Source organism: Mesorhizobium sp. LMG17149 (genome assembly GCF_024518695.1).
Lineage (GTDB): Bacteria > Pseudomonadota > Alphaproteobacteria > Rhizobiales > Rhizobiaceae > Mesorhizobium.
Genome location: NZ_JANIFL010000022.1, coordinates 1 through 16892, shown reverse-complemented (window position 1 = coordinate 16892; position 16892 = coordinate 1). Strand labels below are relative to the sequence as shown.

Annotated in this window: 14 protein-coding genes and 1 pseudogene; 5 read left to right on the top strand and 10 right to left on the bottom strand. The window is 57.5% G+C overall.

Annotated elements, in window-relative coordinates:
- The first annotated feature begins 5 nt into the window (after positions 1–5).
- From NP945_RS31650 to NP945_RS31640, 3 genes are all read left to right on the top strand, one after another.
- Positions 6–116: a CCE_0567 family metalloprotein gene (locus NP945_RS31650; RefSeq protein WP_306283351.1), complete on the top strand. Its 111-nt coding sequence runs from the start codon at positions 6–8 to the stop codon at positions 114–116.
- Entirely contained in the window at positions 113–430 is a 318-nt protein-coding gene (gene fdxB, locus NP945_RS31645; protein WP_174800308.1) for a ferredoxin III, nif-specific, read from the top strand. The genes NP945_RS31650 and fdxB overlap by 4 nt, the downstream gene beginning before the upstream one ends.
- Before the next feature lie 80 nt (positions 431–510).
- A complete protein-coding gene (locus tag NP945_RS31640) occupies positions 511–633 on the top strand; it encodes an exopolysaccharide production repressor protein (protein WP_245467838.1) in 123 nt (40 codons plus the stop codon).
- Between the two features lie 573 nt (positions 634–1206).
- Here the strand turns inward: NP945_RS31640 and NP945_RS31635 are convergent.
- From NP945_RS31635 to NP945_RS31615, 5 genes are all read right to left on the bottom strand, one after another.
- A complete protein-coding gene (locus NP945_RS31635; RefSeq protein ID WP_236392225.1) occupies positions 1207–3009 on the bottom strand; it encodes an ABC transporter ATP-binding protein in 1803 nt (600 codons plus the stop codon).
- 796 nt (positions 3010–3805) lie between these two features.
- Complete coding sequence (gabT, locus tag NP945_RS31630; RefSeq protein ID WP_127403223.1) at positions 3806–5134, bottom strand: 4-aminobutyrate--2-oxoglutarate transaminase; 1329 nt, start codon at positions 5132–5134, stop codon at positions 3806–3808.
- 508 nt (positions 5135–5642) lie between these two features.
- Positions 5643–6872: an ATP-grasp domain-containing protein gene (locus NP945_RS31625; RefSeq protein WP_127403224.1), complete on the bottom strand. Its 1230-nt coding sequence runs from the start codon at positions 6870–6872 to the stop codon at positions 5643–5645.
- A 469-nt stretch (positions 6873–7341) separates the two neighbouring features.
- On the bottom strand, positions 7342–8070 hold the full coding sequence (locus NP945_RS31620) for an SDR family NAD(P)-dependent oxidoreductase (protein ID WP_127403225.1): 729 nt from the start codon (positions 8068–8070) through the stop codon (positions 7342–7344).
- Positions 8071–8502: 432 nt separating this feature from the next.
- Positions 8503–9672: a TlpA disulfide reductase family protein gene (locus NP945_RS31615; RefSeq protein WP_127403226.1), complete on the bottom strand. Its 1170-nt coding sequence runs from the start codon at positions 9670–9672 to the stop codon at positions 8503–8505.
- Positions 9673–10071: 399 nt separating this feature from the next.
- On the opposite strand from NP945_RS31615, the pseudogene NP945_RS31610 reads away from it, so the two are divergent.
- Together NP945_RS31610 and NP945_RS31605 are read left to right on the top strand one after the other, a co-directional pair.
- Positions 10072–10514, top strand: a pseudogene (locus NP945_RS31610) (transposase); the annotation flags it as partial.
- Positions 10515–10784, top strand: a complete 270-nt coding sequence (locus NP945_RS31605) for an ATP-binding protein (protein WP_275955570.1) — start codon at positions 10515–10517, stop codon at positions 10782–10784.
- A gap of 285 nt (positions 10785–11069) precedes the next feature.
- On the opposite strand, the gene NP945_RS31600 is transcribed toward NP945_RS31605, so the two are convergent.
- The 5 genes from NP945_RS31600 to NP945_RS31580 all read right to left on the bottom strand — a co-directional run bounded on the left by NP945_RS31600 (position 11070) and on the right by NP945_RS31580 (position 16644).
- A complete protein-coding gene (locus NP945_RS31600; RefSeq protein WP_127403227.1) occupies positions 11070–11621 on the bottom strand; it encodes an SET domain-containing protein-lysine N-methyltransferase in 552 nt (183 codons plus the stop codon).
- 637 nt (positions 11622–12258) lie between these two features.
- Positions 12259–13254, bottom strand: a complete 996-nt coding sequence (locus tag NP945_RS31595) for an isopenicillin N synthase family oxygenase (protein WP_127403228.1) — start codon at positions 13252–13254, stop codon at positions 12259–12261.
- A gap of 161 nt (positions 13255–13415) precedes the next feature.
- Positions 13416–14123 (bottom strand): class I SAM-dependent methyltransferase, encoded by a 708-nt coding sequence (locus tag NP945_RS31590; protein ID WP_127403229.1) that lies wholly within the window; start codon positions 14121–14123, stop codon positions 13416–13418.
- A gap of 712 nt (positions 14124–14835) precedes the next feature.
- Positions 14836–15867: a GlxA family transcriptional regulator gene (locus NP945_RS31585; protein WP_164757246.1), complete on the bottom strand. Its 1032-nt coding sequence runs from the start codon at positions 15865–15867 to the stop codon at positions 14836–14838.
- Positions 15868–15951: 84 nt separating this feature from the next.
- Positions 15952–16644, bottom strand: coding sequence for a B12-binding domain-containing protein (locus tag NP945_RS31580; protein WP_127403231.1), 693 nt, complete (start codon positions 16642–16644; stop codon positions 15952–15954).
- Positions 16645–16892 lie beyond the last annotated feature (248 nt).

Genomic DNA, 16892 nt, shown 5'->3' with positions numbered 1-16892 from the left:
AGGGTCTGCCGGGCAAGTGGGCCGACATACAGGAAGTCGCCGAGAAAACCCAAGCCGTTTATGCCGAGTTGGATGTTGCCAAGAGAGAACTCGCTTCAATGAAGAATTTAGGATGATGCGCACATTCACCACCCGTGACGGCTCCATTTGGATGCCGTCGTACCTGACCTCCATCGATAGCAAGACCTGCATCGGCTGCTGCCGTTGTTTCAAGGTCTGCTCGCGCGATGTGATGCATCTTCACGGCGTTGATGATGCGGGTGAAATCCTCGGCCCCTGCGATGACGAGGACGACGATTTCGACGGCAAGCTCAATCGCATGATCATGGTTGTCGATGATGCCGGCCGCTGCATCGGCTGCGGAGCCTGCGGCCGCGTCTGCCCCAAGAACTGCCAGACGCATGTTGCGGCCGACGAGCTCGCAACATGATCTGGCGAAAACCAGGAGAACGGCGTTGCACTTCATCTTTTTGTCGGCTCGTGGGGCTGGTCCTGTGCAGCAATGCGTCGATGGTTTACTTCGCTTTGGATTCGCTCCGTGTGGCAGTCGTCACGACGCTGGCCTGTTCGCTGCTGCTTCAGGCTGGCTACTTCGGCTGCGTGCTCTTTTTCGCGGACGTCGATGATCTGTAGAACTGTTCATTCGCTCCGCAGAGGGCCGGCGAATCCAATCTCTTCCTAAGCCCGTTGGCCGTAATCGAAAGACACGAGGCCGGCGAGTTCGTGCTCAGCTGCCACAGTGCTAGCAAGGGAACGGAATCCAATCCCGGAGCAGATGGCCAGAGTTGAGCGAAGACTGCGGTCGGAGCTCCTGCGCTTTCGGGTCTCCAAGGGGACGACTTTGCGAACCGAAGGGACTTTGAAGCGTTGACGTGGCCGGCGTGCGGTAGGTTGGGCCAGCGACAGGGCTCCCAGCCGGCCTGTGCTGACTTCGCTTCCTTTGGCGAAATGTGGGTAACGGCGAGGGCCGCACACTTCCCGGGCCGTCGACATTCCCGCCCTTTTGGTGCGTTCGCCGTGAGGCGCGATAATTCAGTGCCCGCGTGTAACTGCCCATTCGCCGAAGCTTAGACGTGGTGCATTCCCGCTCGCCCGTTTGGCGGACAGTTCCGGCCGTGCTGGTTTTGCCGGCCTAACGCCGCCGCTCGTCACTGCCACACCCCTCTCCGGCAACGGCTCGGCCCATCGCGCAAGCCGGTTTACCGATCAGGCCAGGCCCTTCGCTAGTTCCAACGCCTGCCGTTCGAAGAGGCGGCGGTAAATGCCACCATCGAGATTGATCAGCGCGGCATGATCGCCGTCCTCCATGATGCGGCCACGGTCGAAGACGAGCAGCCGATCGAGCGAGCGGACGGTCGACAGCCGGTGTGCGATGACGAGTGTGGTTCGACCCACCATCAACCGATCCACCGCTTGTTGAATGAGCACCTCGGATTCCGAATCGAGGCTCGATGTGGCCTCGTCCAGAATCAGGATCGGCGCGTTCGCCAGGAAGGCGCGCGCGATCGCCACGCGCTGGCGCTCGCCGCCGGAGAGCTTCAAACCCCTTTCGCCGACCAATGTCCCATAGCCCTTCGGCAGGGGCGCGATGAAGTCGTGCGCACTGGCCAGCCGTGCCGCTTGCTCGATCTCGGCCTGGCTCGCGCCAGGCCGGCCATAGGCGATGTTCTCTGCAAGCGACCTGTGAAACAGGATAGGCTCCTGCTGCACGATCGCGATCTGCGAACGGAGCGACTCTTGGGTCACCTCGGAGACGTCCTGGCCGTCTATCAGGATCCGGCCGCCGCTCAGGTCGTAGAGTCTCTGGATGAGCTTCACGAATGTTGACTTGCCGGAACCGGAGGGTCCAACCAACCCAACCCTTTCGCCAGCCTCAATCGACAGCGAACATTGGCTATAGATCGGCAGGGGATGGTTGGCGTAGCGGAAGTGGACGTTCTGGAAATCGATGCGGCCCGTCGTGATCCGGATCGGCTTGGCCTCTGGACGATCCGCAACATCCAGCTGCTGATTGTGGATGGCCACCAGTTCTTCCATATCATTAACCGAGCGTTGCACGTTGCGGACATGCATGCCGGCATCACGCAGATAGCCCTTCAGGACGATGAAGGACGTGAGAACATATGCTATCTCGCCCGGCGTTGCCTGTCCATGCGACCACAGAAGCAGGGCATATCCGACCACCGCCACCCTGAGCGCAACCAAAGTTACGCCTTGGGTAGAGTCGATGATCGTTCCGCGCACCCAACTCCGGCGCGCGCGGTGGCGCCATTTGGTCATGATATTTGCAAGCCGCTCGTCTTCGCGAACCTCGGCGCCGAAGCCTTTGACCACAGCGTTGCAACTGACCGCGTCCGCAAGCGCGCCGCCGAGCTTTGTATCCCATTGGTTGGCAAGGCTTGCCGCCGGCGCGACATAGCTGAGCGACAGCGAAATCGAAAACGCAAGATAGATCAGAGAGCCGCAAGCAAAGATCAGCCCCATGACCAGCCAATGCCAGCCGAGCAGCGCCGTCGAACCTACCAAGATGATAAAGGACGGGAACAGCGCGACCAATATTGTGCTGTTTAGAGGGTCGAGCGCCCACATGCCGCGCGTTATCTTGCGCACTGTCGAGCCGGCGAAGCTGTTCGCATGCCAGTCCGTCGAAAAGCGCTGGACATGATAGAACGCTTCGTTCGCGACATCGGACATCATCTTCAGCAAAAGATCGTTCAGGCCAATGACGGCGATGTGGCGCATGGCAATGGCAGCCAGCGCAAGCGCAATCGGTACAGAGAAGGCTGCAAGGGCCGAATGCCAGGCTGGTGCTGCCACAGCAGCGCCACCTGCAACAGCATCGATGAGACGACCTGAATAGACCGGCATCAGCACGTCAGCCAGCGTGGAGGCAAGCATCGCAGCCGTGATGATCGCGAGCCGCACCGGCTGCCGGCTCCAGTGGCGGACAGTGAAGGCGAGTACGTCGCGACCAGTGGCGCCGCGTCCATGGACAGGGAAACGTTTCATAGTTTCCAAGCGGGCGCATCAACACGCTCGGTCCCAAAGACGTTAAAAGACAAAACTGGAATTTTCGACCTCCCCCATAACAGCATCAATTTTGGCGGGCAGCTCCTGCCGCCTCACGACGGTGATGTTCAAAAGTCGTGCCAACTGAGCGGAAAGAGCCTCAAGAAATAGTTTTACACCTATTCAATAACTTAACGGGATATGGCAGGTTGGAACCAACATAATTGTTCCGAATCCGACAACACGATCGCAGGTAGAGAAGAAAGGCTATTACATGGTCGACTGCATTTAACGGCCTTAAAGAACAGCGATGAGTTTTTCGATAGCCTGATGGCGCGGCTGGTTGCCGTGGCAGTGCTTTTACCAAAGTCCGAGCGTCGGCGGCGGCCGTTGAGTTCGGAGCGGAGGTGGGGATTGGGGTTTGGCGGGTTTGTTTTTCGGGCGTCGGCACAGTCGGCTATGTCATGAGCCGTGGGTGTGATCGAGGACGATGCGCGCAGGATAGGCTGGTCGAGGCAGGATGTCGCAGGCGTAAGCGGATTTACGTCTCTAGACGACCCGCGCCGATTTTGATGAGGACGCAAATACCAATCGGGCGACGGCAAAGCTTGAGCGCTTCGGCATCGCGCCGGCAGATACAGGTATTACGACACCCGGCAAGGCTCGCCTGCCGGGTGCATGTAGATACATGCGAGACCGGGTGGCCGGATACAGCGGAAGGCCACAAGGTCAGCTGCTGCGGCGCCGGCGATCGTTGGCCGCTAGACAAGGGGCGTTTCGAAAGGTCAAGACATTGTCACGAGGCCTGAGCGACCGCGGGGCCGTCGGGAGCAAGGTCATTACCGACGACTGCATCGATGGAAGCTTCGATGATATTCAAAGCCTCCTCGATGATTGCATCCGACAGGGTCAATGGAACAAGGAATCGGATCACGTTGAAGTGTCGGCCGGCCTCTGAGAGCAGCAAACCTCGATTGGCTGCTTCCTTGATCACTTTGGCGGTGAGGGAACGCGCGGGCTTGCGGGTTTCTTCATCTTCGACGAGTTCGACGCCGATCATCGCGCCCAATCCACGAATGTCGCCAATCACCGAGCGGTTTCTCTTCTTCTGAATTTGTTGCAAACCAGCGGTGAGGCGCGCACCAATCTCACGAGCCCGCACCAGCAGATTCTCTCGGTCGAGGACATCCAGCACTGCCAATGCAGCCGCACATGCCAACGGATTCCCCGCATATGTTCCGCCCACGCCGCCGACGCCAACGCAATCCATGATCTCCGCCTTGCCGACCACTGCCGCAATCGGGAGCCCGGCTGCCAAGCTCTTGGCCATCAGAATCAAGTCAGGCTCGATGCCGGTATGTTCTATGGCAAACAGGCGGCCGGTTCTCCCTAGGCCGGATTGAACCTCATCGGCTACGAGGACGATCCCATGCCGATCGCAAAGCCGCCGAATGCCTTCCATGAATGCTAGGGGCGCGGGGATGTAGCCACCTTCACCGAGAAGCGGCTCGATGACGAGGGCCGCGACCGCACTTGGCTCAATCTCAGTTTCGAAGAGCGTTTCCAACGCCGAAAGGCAGTGCTCCACGCTGACACCCCGATATGGATTGGGGAAGGGCGCGCGATAGATGCTCCCAGGGAATGGCCCGAACGCCTGTTTGTATGGGTTTACCTTGCCCGTCATCGCCATCGTCAAGAGCGTACGACCATGAAATGCCCCGCCGAAGACAATGATTCCACGCCGTTTTGTGTAGACGCGGGCAAGCTTGACAGCGTTTTCGACCGCCTCTGCACCAGTCGTGAGGAGCAATGTCTTGGCCGATCCGCCCACCTTGCAACGCTCGTTCAAACGCTCAGCCAGAGCAATGTAGCTTTCATAAGGAGCGGTGCCGAAGAACGTGTGGCTGAACCTATTAAGTTGAGCCTGTACGGCAAGAACAATGTCGGGATGCGAGTGTCCGACCGCCAGAGCACCCATTCCACCTACGAAATCAATGTATCGCCGTCCCTCGATATCCCAAAGCTCTGCATTTCGACCGCGGTCCACGTATATTGGAAACGAGCAAGAGGCCCCCGCCGAGACAGCGGCCTTCCGGCGCTCATCCAGATCAATATTAGATGTCATTCGACTACACTCCTGTTGATGACTATAACTGCGTCAAGGCATCCGAAAGAACTTCAATTCTTCCTAAAAAATTGCCCTTCGGCCCCCTCGGATCATGCTAGGTTACTTGTGACGCGCGCTTTTCTCCGCGCCTAGAGGGCTGAAGCAAGCGCCGCGCCATTTACTTAACCCTATGCAATCACATCGCTCTTGCAGCGAGAGGCGTTGCCGATTCGAAACCGCAATCCTTCTTCTGTCCGAAGTTGAGCAAGAATGTCGGAAGCCCGACCAAGATGCGCTGCGGGTCCGTGACTTTCGCGACAAACCGCCTCATGCGGCGGCCCTTCCTCCGATCAACTCGACATGCGCACCGCTCCGCAAAGTGCACGCCAAACCGGTGGCGACGAATCGGAGTGTGGGACGAAAGGCGAAAACACCCGCGCACGCCGTGGCCTCGATCCTCTCGCAACCTGTCCGTCCTGAGTCCCGATCTCGGTTCTTGCATGGAAGTAAGGGTCCCAGGTTGCCTCTATTCGCCAAGGTTCGCAGATGGTGTGATCGACCAATTGATTGAATCGGCGGCACGCTGAAGCATCGTCTGGGTTTGAGCGCGATTGGTTGAAACGGCGATGACATGTCCGATGCGGTCTCGATAATCTCCTTTCCTGACGATCGGCGTCTTGGGTGGGATATACCACTCGACCTCGGCCACGCCTTCAGCCGACCGATCGTCGCCATCGGTCCAATCGAGATTGCCATCGCGATCAGGAACCAGGAACCGCGCGGCCGCGGTATCCGTGGGGCTTCTGCGCAACCTCTTTTGGACACCGGTCACAAGTTTAATGTGCTCGGCTATGAGATCCACTCCGTAAGCTAGCCAAACCAGTTCAGGAGCGGGCGAGCTTGGAAGATGTGGACTGACTCCAATGACAACTGGACCACGCTTCGTCCACCGGAGTTCAATATTCGTTGGCCCCCAGCCAAGGCCGAGAGTTCGCAAACAGCTGAGCGAAATTTCGTCAACGCTGGCACGTTCGTCATCATTAAGCACGGCGGGATAGGTGCACTCGCGGCAGATGAAATATGGTTGTACACCAAAGTCTAGGGCGGCAATGGCAATTACCTCATATCCTAGTATGTCAATGCCGTAATGAGGGCCTTGTACGAATTCTTCGACCAGTATCCCTTGCGAATCAGGTGGTATGTTCTTCCTGCCCAACAGACTAGCCGAGTGTGCTGCTAACTCTTCGACATTGCTGCACAACCTAACACCCATGCTTCCGCTGCCCCGGACTGGCTTGACAACTACCGGCAATCCGATGTGGGTGGCAAAGCTTTCCACCTCCTTCGCGTTCGCTGCTCGGTGATATGCAGGTACTGACACGCCAGCCTCCTCGAGAAGCTTACGTTGAGCGAATTTGTCGCGGCATCGTTCCACCGACGCGGGGTTCGGCCCAGGTAGACCGAAGTGCCGAGAGAGCTTACCAACTATGGCGGAAAGCGATACGTCATCGCTCACAAAGCCAGTAATTCCGGCAATTTCATACATTAAACGCAGCCGGTAACATTCACTGATCAGAGCATCGATATTACCGGTGTCAGCACGAACAGCGTCGACGTTTTCCGCTACGAGATATTTGTACTGGGCCGGATCCGTTGCCAGCGTAATTGGATGAAAGCCGAGACGTTTAGCCGCTTGGATGTGGCGCGGACCATTACCCCTATCACCTTCAACCAAGATGAGTGCTTTTCTTCCCACGAGCTTTAGACTCCTTCGTTGCGTGCTGTTGCGGCAGCTAGGAGCGGAAGCAGACATCATGCCTGGTTCAGTCCTAGCGGTGAAGGCATGGCAGCAAGCTCAGCGCCGGAGGCGTGCAAGCGCCGCTAAAAAAATACATCGCCAAGGCACGCGAACAGTGCATGCTCTCTCGCTCGAACACGCCGCGGCGGGGGCGCTCGTCTCCTCGTAGAAGGACCAGATCTGCCATCGAGCCTTCTCCTGTTCACGGCAAATCTCACCCTAAATGCACAGCAGCCTCGGAGATTGGCCCCAGCAGATGTCGGTAGGCAATTATTCTCTGACGTTGCCGAGCAATGGAACTGGGGCCATATTCCTTTAGCATCAGACGGACCCGGTTCTCGACGTCGCGGCTGATAGCGACAAGGCAGGTGCCAGCGGGAGGATGGCGTTCCAGGCGGCCGGCCCCAGTTCGAAATACGACTAACCGTCATGGAAGACTTAACTTGGCAGTTCGGCCACCGTCTACGACAAAAATCTGGCCGGTGACGAATGCAGCTTCGTCGGAGGCAATCCATGCGACCATGGCGGCGACTTCCTCAACGCGGCCTGTTCGGCCCAACGGATGAATGGTACCAAGCCGTTCCAGTGCCTTCTCGGGCAAAGCGGCGACGAAATGGACATTGAGATCCGTATCGATCCAACCAGGCGCTACGCCATTGCAGCGCACCCCGTCTTGCCCGCCGTCCACTGCCACGGCGCGTGTAAGGCCATGCAGCCCAGCCTTCGAGGCACAATATGCCGCGTGCCCTGGGTTAGAGGCCAATCCCTCTATCGAGCCAACATTGACGATTGAGCCACGACTTCTTCGAAGATGAGGCATGGCGCGACGGATCAGCAGGAAAGGAGCATCAAGATTCAGCGCCATTGTGCGTCGCCACTCGTCCAGCCCGGTATCATCTACCCTTGCTTCAACCATGCACCCAGCGTTGTTGACCAGGATATCGAGGCGGCCAGCCTGTCGGACGACATGGTCAATTACCATGTTCGGAACGCCGGGGTCGCAAAGGTCCGCGACTATCCCTTCTCTATGACCGGTCGCCTCGAGCTGAACCGCAAATACTCTGGCCCCGTCGCTGACAAGTCTGTCGGCGATTGCCGCCCCAATGCCGCGGCTAGCCCCGGTCACTAAGGCGACCTTCCCCATAAAACGCTTCATTCGGCTGCCCTTTCGCCATTCACCGTTACAAGCATGCCGACGCGAGACGCACGCGCAGGCCGGTTTAATCCGGACACCTTCTCCCGCGTGGTCAAGGCCTATCCACCCGGTCGGCGATGCGACCATTAAGCGGCCGCAAGATGAATAGGCATCTCTGCCTCCGAAGGCCCAACCTGATGGCCGTGCGCGCGACGCACGAGCCCGGTCCGGCGCCGCGATTCGTTGCTCTTAGTCGATTTGAACTGAAATGCGAGCATCTGCGCTGACGCTTCTTTCTTCGTTAGGTGCCCGGGCTTTGTCCCATACCACCATGATTTTATGGGTTTCAAAGGCATCCGCAGAACATGTGTAGTAACATCCTGTATATTGATGCCATTCAGCTTCGATGGACGCATATGCCTGAACGAATTGGCCCGTAAGCCCTTCTTGCTATCAAACCCTTTTATGCTTTCTCCTCGGCCCGCCCTGCGATCGTGCCTTCAGGACATTGCTTTGCGGAGCCGCACAGAGGGCGCCGTAACAAACCTCCTCACCCTTGTAGTTGGCTAAGGCCTGCAGCAAGTCCGGTAGAAGGTGCTGCTTCAGCTCGTCCAGCATAGGTTCCGCACTGTCCAGCGACTCCAGTGCGAACTCGATTAGCTCGATCGCACGATCTTGGTTGCCGCTCTCGTGATAGTATCGAGCCACCGCCGGATAAGTCCGGAACTTGTGGCCGTCGCCTTGGAGTGGATTGCGTGCCAGGATATGCTCCGCCAACTCTTTGCCGAGCGCGAAGCGCTCATGAGACGGAAAGTGCGAGTGGTCGTGCGCCGGACCGAAAAGTTGGTCTAATGTTGCCAGCAGCCAATGCTCGGAGTTCCTTTCGATCGCGTCGCGAGCCAATTGGCGTATGACAGGCAACCCGGTCGGCATGTCTTGCATTCTGTGAAGCAATAGATGCGCCTGAGCCAAGCGGAAGTTGATGTCGTCGGGCATCAAGGCGCTGCCCTCTTCGACTGCTGAGAGTGCCGTCTCCCAGTCCTCTTTTCTCACTGCGGCCCAAAATCTCCTATTAATTGACTTGGTCAACGCTTGTTCGCGCTTATTGAGTTCTCTATCGGCGATCCGCTTCGAGTCGGCGACTTTCGCTGCGTCGCTGGTGCGCCAGCTGCCGTTGAGCACTCTCGTCAAGACCTCGTTAAGTCGAGTCACGTGACCGATATAGGCGATACGACCGTCTACATCGATTACAAACAAGGTCGGAAATTCGCCAGAAAAGCTTGCTTCCACCCAACGCTTTTTCATTTGGCCTGTATGGTCGAACGCGATCGGAAAATTCAGGTTCGAGCACTTTTCGGTCAACCACGCGTCCAGCTTGACTCGCGCCTCAACCGTCGATAGCGCGCCTTCATGAGCCGCGACTACGATGACCTCGAGCCCACTGTCCTTGAACCTTTCCTGCAACTGCATCAGATGGTGCATCGCCGCCGCACATGGTTCACTCCCAGTTGCCCAAAATTCGACGACGTATACTTTGCCGGGCTGGAAATGTGCGATGGGCTCGCCGCGCACCCAAGTCTCCACATTGATCGAAGGAGCCGACGACCCCATCTGCAAAACCATATTGCTCTCCAACGCCATCCCAAAGCTGCGCGGCTTTATGGCAAGCTGTTCCCTGAGAGACGGTGCACCGAGTCGACTGAAAGGAGGCCTCTATCGTCAGGCGGGCTTCGATGCAGTCAGCCGTCAATCAGTTTTGCCGCATTTCAACCAGCAAACGCCGTGCCAGCGCGCTGAACGCCCGCTGACGGCATTAATTTACCTTTGAAAACATCCATGTGTAATGATGCGGACATTTTTGTCAGTGTTTGTTTCGAATCCGCCATTTTGTCAGTTGCTGTCGGTCTGGGCATTTAGAGTCCTCGCCCCAGACTGCGATGGCGCAGCAGCACCTGAATACAGACCTGCCACTGAGAATTTCCTCCATCTGAGATTAGAGTCAGGGTCCTTGATTACGGACTGATGAAGACAAAGCGATTTACGGAAGAGCAGATCATCGCGGTTATCCGCGAGCATGAAGAGGGTGCGAAGGCTGGCGATCTTGCCCGCAAGCACGGGATCTCCGAGGCGACGCTGTATAGCTGGAAGGCCAAATATGGCGGGATGGACGTCTCCGACGCCAAGCGCCCGAGGCATTGGAAGACGAGAACGCCAAGCTAAAGAAGCTGCTCGCCGACGCTCGAAGCCTCGGCATTGCGCGAGCTTCTGTCGAAAAAATGTTAGGACCCGCCGCCAGGCGCGAATCCGTAGCGCATCTGCAGGCCGTTATGGGCCTATCGGAGCGTCGGGCCTGTTCCTTCGTCGGCGCCGATCGCAAGATGATTCGATACCAGTCTCGACCGCCAGAGACACAGCTGCGTGGTCGGCTGCGCGACCTCGCGCAGGAGCGCCGACGCTTCGGTTACCTGCCCGTTGTCCACGATGGCGGCAATCTGTTCTTCCAACTCGCCAACGCCCGCTACGAGAAGGGCGCAATGATTGTCACCTCAAATCGCGGCTTCGCCGAATGGGGCGAGGTCTTCGGCGACCCTGTCGTCGCAACCGCACTTCTCGATCGCCTGCTTCACCATGCGGTCGTCGTCCAGATCGAAGGATCGAGTTATCGGCTCCGCCAGCACGCCGAGCTCATGCCCGAACACTTGCGATCAAAACCTCCATCACGCCGCCGACATTAAATTCACCATCGCGGCCGCGCGGCCGGCCACCGAAAAATGGACACCCCACCGGGACAGCCTGAGCGGCGAAACTGGGGAATTTTACTTCGGCACTTTTGGGGACGAGTGGCATTGACAGGTGACGCGCAGGGGATTGCACAGATTGTGCGCACACGTTGGTTCAAGGCAGTTCATCTGAAGTCCGCTACTGGCCAGAGGGCGCGCACGCTCACCGCGGCGCGCAAGACTGTCAGGGCGGTCACTGCCAACGAGCAGGTCATCCGACGCATGTTGCGTTCCCGGGGGCTAAGCAACCCTATCTCTCTCTTGGAAGGTGCCCTGGGTTTTCTTGAGGTACGGTGCGTAAAAACCCGATACGAGCAGAGGATGATCGCGAGGCAATGTGGAGAAGCCTCCGGCTGAGCCTCGGCAATTTCTAGACGAACAAAGACATACCGATACCCCAATGCACTCGTATTCCGATGTAGCGTAGTTCCACGTCACTTCGGCGCCAGAAGAGATATGCTGAATGGCGACGAAGTCGTAGGCCCCGAAGCGATTGGGCACAATCGCTAAGTTTGGATCACAACAATGATTCACAATGACAGCCGGCTTATGAAAGAGAGCATGGACATTCCAGTCCAGTTGAAAGGAGTTTGTCGTTCGAACCGTTTCCATACGGTCAATTAGCCCGATGACGACAATTTCCCCCGGCAGGAAGTCGCGAGCAGCGAATACCCCGCGCCCCCTTTCTCCTCCCGTGCTGAGGATTTTTACGTTGCGGGCATTGAGCTGCTTTGCGCACGCGACGTCATCCGTCAAAATAGACAGATCTTGGTTTATGTGAGTATCAGACATACTGTTTCTTTCGCCTGCTCGATTGAGGGATGAGTACTTTTCGCCAGAGGTCGCTTGGAATTTCGCTGTTTTCGGAACGTCCTCCTAAAATCCCGATGTTTCCAAGTAATTTACGAAGTTGGGGGCTTGTCCATGTTTTGCGCCTTAGGTTCCAGTCAGCGGCGCCTACTGTCTCTCCCAGGAAACACTCAAAAATCGTGCCGATTCACCCGCCCGGCAACCGAGGATTCTGATTTCTCTCGGCTATTTGACTGAGGCTAACGAAGAGATTGCCTACCACGCGTGTGTAGCGAATCCGACAGACCAGATATCTTCGAATGGCGCTGCTGAACGTCCTGTGCATCGATCTGGCAGGCGGAGTGGTGACAACGCGTCTGCAAGCGAGCAGTTCATCCTGCTGCGGATGGTGCGCGTGGCACGCCAGCCGAGGGTCCAGGTCTCGAAAGTGTTAGCATACCCGCAGGAAGTGGCTGCGAAACCCCTGTTGCCGCCAGATGCCGCGCACATTGAGCTTCAAAGGCGCGGTCAAGGGACTAATGCGTGACAATACTGTCCCACCTATGGCGTTTTCTGAGTTCGACTGGGCCGGTTCGACCCCGCAGAGTATTGTCACGCGAGTAGGCGGCCGCCCGCTCTTTCATGCTTTGGCCAAATGAGCATAACTTGCTGCGAAACGCCCGAGTTTGTGTTCGCCGCAAGTCACCGGCCGGTAGCGCAGAGGGTTGCTGTCGCTGACACATGAGGCCAATGGCTCAATGATCGCATCGAAATCAGCATCGATAAAGAAGGGGATTGAGTATCGCTCACGCCCTGAGCTATTCACTACGCGATGTAGGTTGGCCAGATAGACACCGTTGGTGAGCCGCTGAAGCAGGTCCCCGACGTTGATTATGAAAGTACCGTGGATCGGCGTGCCTTGTACCCAATCGCCGTCTCGGTTCATGACCTGAAGACCGCCCACGTCGTCCTGTGCAAGGATGGTCAAATTGCCGTAGTCAGTGTGGGCGCCGATTCCGATCATGTCTTCGCTGATATAACCACTCTGCGGCGGGTAGTGAAGCAGCCGCTGAATGCTGATCGGGTTCCGCATGAGGTCCTCGAAATAGCTTTCCGCCAGGTCCAGACTGAGCGCAATTCCCTGCAAAAGTTTTTTCGAGAGGCCCACCATCTCTTGATGGTATCTGTATGTCAGCTCCCGAAACTCGGGCCAACCTGAGGGCCACTGGTTAGGACCAAAAAAGGGACCTTCTAAGGTCGAACGTTCAGGTCCGAAGTCGAAGCACTCCTTGAAGTCTTTGGTCTTGCCCGGATCGGTGTTCTCGCCGAACAGCTCAATGTAACCGCGAAAGGCCGAATCGGAATTGCCAATATGCAGTGACGACTTCTGCGACAATGGCAAATCAAAAAACCTACGGCTCACATCAAACACCGAGTGTATGAAATCCTGCGGGACTCCGTGGTTCTTCACATACATGAATCCAGTATTGGAAAGCGCCCACCGTATCTCCCTGGCCACCACCTGTTTGTTCGTACCATTGAGGAGCGGTCCGATATCAACCACCGGTATTTTGTCAAAGTTTTCGCGTTTTGCGCGCAGCTTGTCGTCTAGTCTGGCTTCTAAACCTTTGGACATTAGTACACCTTTGTTTTGCCGATTGAAGCCGGCGCATAGCTGCCGGCCATTTGGATTTATCGTGACGCGAAGTAGGACTGAAACGCGCCACCGTGCTGGGAAAACCCCTACTCGTCTTTAGGTCATCCACAACAGGGTTTCGCTCCCGAGGCAGAGCATGATCACAACCCCTGTCGCTCTGCCGCGCTGACCTTCTCGGGCACTTGAAAGACCCAATAGTCCGCACGCTCCTCGGCGACGTATCTGCCGTTGCTTAGACACTGCGCCAGTAAAAGAACGCCCTCATCCTGCAGACGCCGCGCCTGGTCCTCGAAGAATGCGGCCTCGGCGTAGCTCTTGCGGATGCTTGTGATGATGAATCCTTTCGGGCGCGTGACGCGAGCCAGCTCGCGCAGCCCGTCTGGTCTAACGTGCCCAAGTGTAAAGACACCGCAGCAAACCGTGATATCATAGCCGGCGTCGGCGTACTCAGAGAGTACCCCGTTAAGGTCGACACAGTCTTGGACATGACGGTAGACTCGGGTTTGCCGCGCCTTTTCGGCCATCTCTTTGGAAAGATCGAACCCATCGATCAGCCCGAAGCCGAGGCGTTCCAGTTGCACGCCGACAAGGCCTGTTCCGCAGCCAGCATCCAGGATTGTGATGGCAGTTCGCTCGCTGCTCAAATATGCTGCCTGCACGGCGCCTGCTAGTTCCGCCACGATCATCGGGCCGCAGTACCCCTCGCAGCCAACATCCACATCGTAGGCACCAGCCCATCCCCGATAGAATTGGGTTAGGCGATCGGCGTCGCCCTCGAGTACAAGGGCGTCCCTGATGCGCTGTCGTGCGACTTGTTCCAGTGTCGTCTGGTGATCGACGGTATTCATGGCAGCTCCTCCGTTAAGTATGATCGGCAGCGGCTATTCGGCTCCTGATCCCAACTCTCAATGTGAGCATCAAAGCTCGTGCCAATTGGCCAAAGGCGGGAAGAAAGACAATTTTTGATGAATTCGGCTATTGGGCTGAGGCACAACAACACAACATTGCTCCAACTACGCCCGTACGCAGACGACAAAACTGACAAAGTGTCGGGTTGTGAACTTACGACCCAGCGTACAGCGCCGCCCGCGAAATTCAGGAAAATCCCGCACGCCTCCTACGTTGTCAGCTCTAACATTCCAGTGGCCTGCTATGTGTGGTGGACCCGGAATGAGCTGGTACGGGTTGATCAGCCCAGTGCTCGATGCCATTGGCAATGTAGATGCAGTCGAAGTGTGCGGCCGACGGAGGCGTCGGCTGGAACCATCGCGGTTTTGGGCAGGTCGGGATTGCCCTGGCGCGCTGGAGTCTGTGATGAGGCGCTAAGCTGGGGGTTGGATGGTGTCTCTCGGACAAACCATGACGTCATCCAGCGGCAGACGACGATGGCTTCTTCGGTCGACGTCAGGCACGGTGCTCTTCGACGCCTCGGCTCCCACCGGAGCATCGGCCGTCGTAGGTTCCGAGCGCTCCGTGCGAAAGCCAGGCTGCCGAGGTGCTTGCCAATTGATGGCACGGGGATTTTGCGGGGCCTCGTAAGGGGGCGTCACCGAGTATAGGTCAGCCGCGACAGGTACTGGGGTTGGCGCCGAAGGCTTCGCGGAAGCACTTCGAGAAATGTGAGGCCGACACGAAACCGCAGGCGACCGCGACGTCAATAATCGGCAACTCTGTTTGTGCAATGAGACGCTTCGCGCGGCTAAGTCTCAAATGCAGGTAAAAGCGCATGGGAGACAACGAAACCGATCGCTGGAAAAGCCGTTCAATCTGACGCTGTGAGCGGCCGACACATCTTGCAATGTCGCGTAAGGGCAGCGGGTCCTCAATATGCTCCTCCATAATGCGAATCACTTCGGCGACCGGCTTGCAGATGCGGGCTTCGCCGCCATTCATGGTCCATTGTCTATCAGAGGCAGGGCGCCAATGCCCGGCAGTCGTATGTCGGCAGACGGTCAATGCAATGTCTCTGCCGAGGCGTTCGCTGATCAGCTCCATAACGAGGTCGAACGACGCAAATTCTCCTGCGCAAGTGAGGAGGTGACTATCACGAACGAATAGCCGGTCAGTGACCTGAAGCCGGCCAAATTTTTCAGAGAGGGCGGCTCTCTTGTCCCAATGGATTGTGCACGCGGTGCCGTCCAGCAACCCGCTGTCCGCCAACAGCCATGTCGCCGTACCCAACGCTGTGATTGGAACACCATGCCGCTTGCAAAGCCGAAGAATCTTGCTGAGAGCAGCAGACGTCTGCCTTTCGACCCGTTCGCCTGCACAGACAATGACCATGTTCGTACCTTTGCCAGCCGGAACGCATTCGCCGGTGCTAGCGAAGTCGCTGCCGACCGACAGGACGAACCCGCTGGCGCATTCAACCGGCTGGCCATCCAGGCTTGCAATCGTCCACTCGAAGAATGATCGACCGGACACAGAATTCGCGATGCGAAGGGGATCTACAAATGACGAAAGGCTGAGTAGCGAAAATCCGGGAAGTGCTAGGATAACCAGTCGGTATACGTCCTGCGTGTCGATCACCTGCCGGCTGGGGTTCCATCCCACGATCCGCGAATGATCTCTTGTTGAAAATGGCGCATTCATAAGGTCATACATCCTGGTTGATGGTGATCAACATCGAGCGGCCGCAAACGACACCGGCGCCTTCAGGGTTGGCACCGCAGCCATTCAACTACGGGTGTTATGCTTGCGCTTCATGAAGTCCTTGGCGGTCTCGACCGCCACGGCGGCGTCGCGGCAATAGGCGTCGGCGCCGACAGCCTTGCCGAACTCCTCGTTCAGCGGCGCGCCGCCGACCAGCACGACATAGTCGTCGCGGATGCCCTTTTCCTTCATCGTGTCGATGACGACCTTCATGTAGGGCATGGTCGTTGTCAGCAGCGCCGACATGCCGATGATGTCAGGCTTATGCTCTTCAATCGCCGCCATATACTTCTCGACCGCATTGTTGATGCCGAGGTCGATGACGTCGAAGCCGGCGCCCTCCATCATCATGCCGACAAGGTTCTTGCCGATGTCGTGGATGTCGCCCTTGACGGTGCCGATGACCATCTTGCCCTGCTTGGGCGCGCCGGTGGCGATAAGCAGCGGTCGTAGGATGAACATGCCGGCCTTCATCGCGTTGGCCGAAAGCAGCACTTCCGGAACAAACAGGATGCCGTCGCGAAAATCCTCGCCGACGATGCGCATGCCTTCGACCAGCGCCTCGGTGAGCACCTTGTAGGGCGCCCAGCCGCGCTCCAGCAGGATGCGCGTGCCTTCCTCAATTTCTTCCTTCAGCCCGTCATAAAGGTCGTCGTGCATCTGCTGCACGAGTTCCTCGTCGGACAGCTCGGAAAGGATGATCTCTTCGTCAGCCATGTTGATTCACCTGATGCTCATTCAAAGGAGGTCGGCGCCCCATCTCGATGGGACACCGACCAGGCTTCCGGTTCGAAGCCTTGGGAGTTGATTTTCAGGCTGCCAGCCACAATTCCCGCAGGTGAATCTGGAAACCGGAAGACCGGCCTGTGCGGCGCCGGATTGCGGGAATATCAGTGTCCATCATCGCGTCATCCTGCAGCGGAATGACCGGCATCCCGCGTTAAACATCCGTGGCTCGGCCGTGT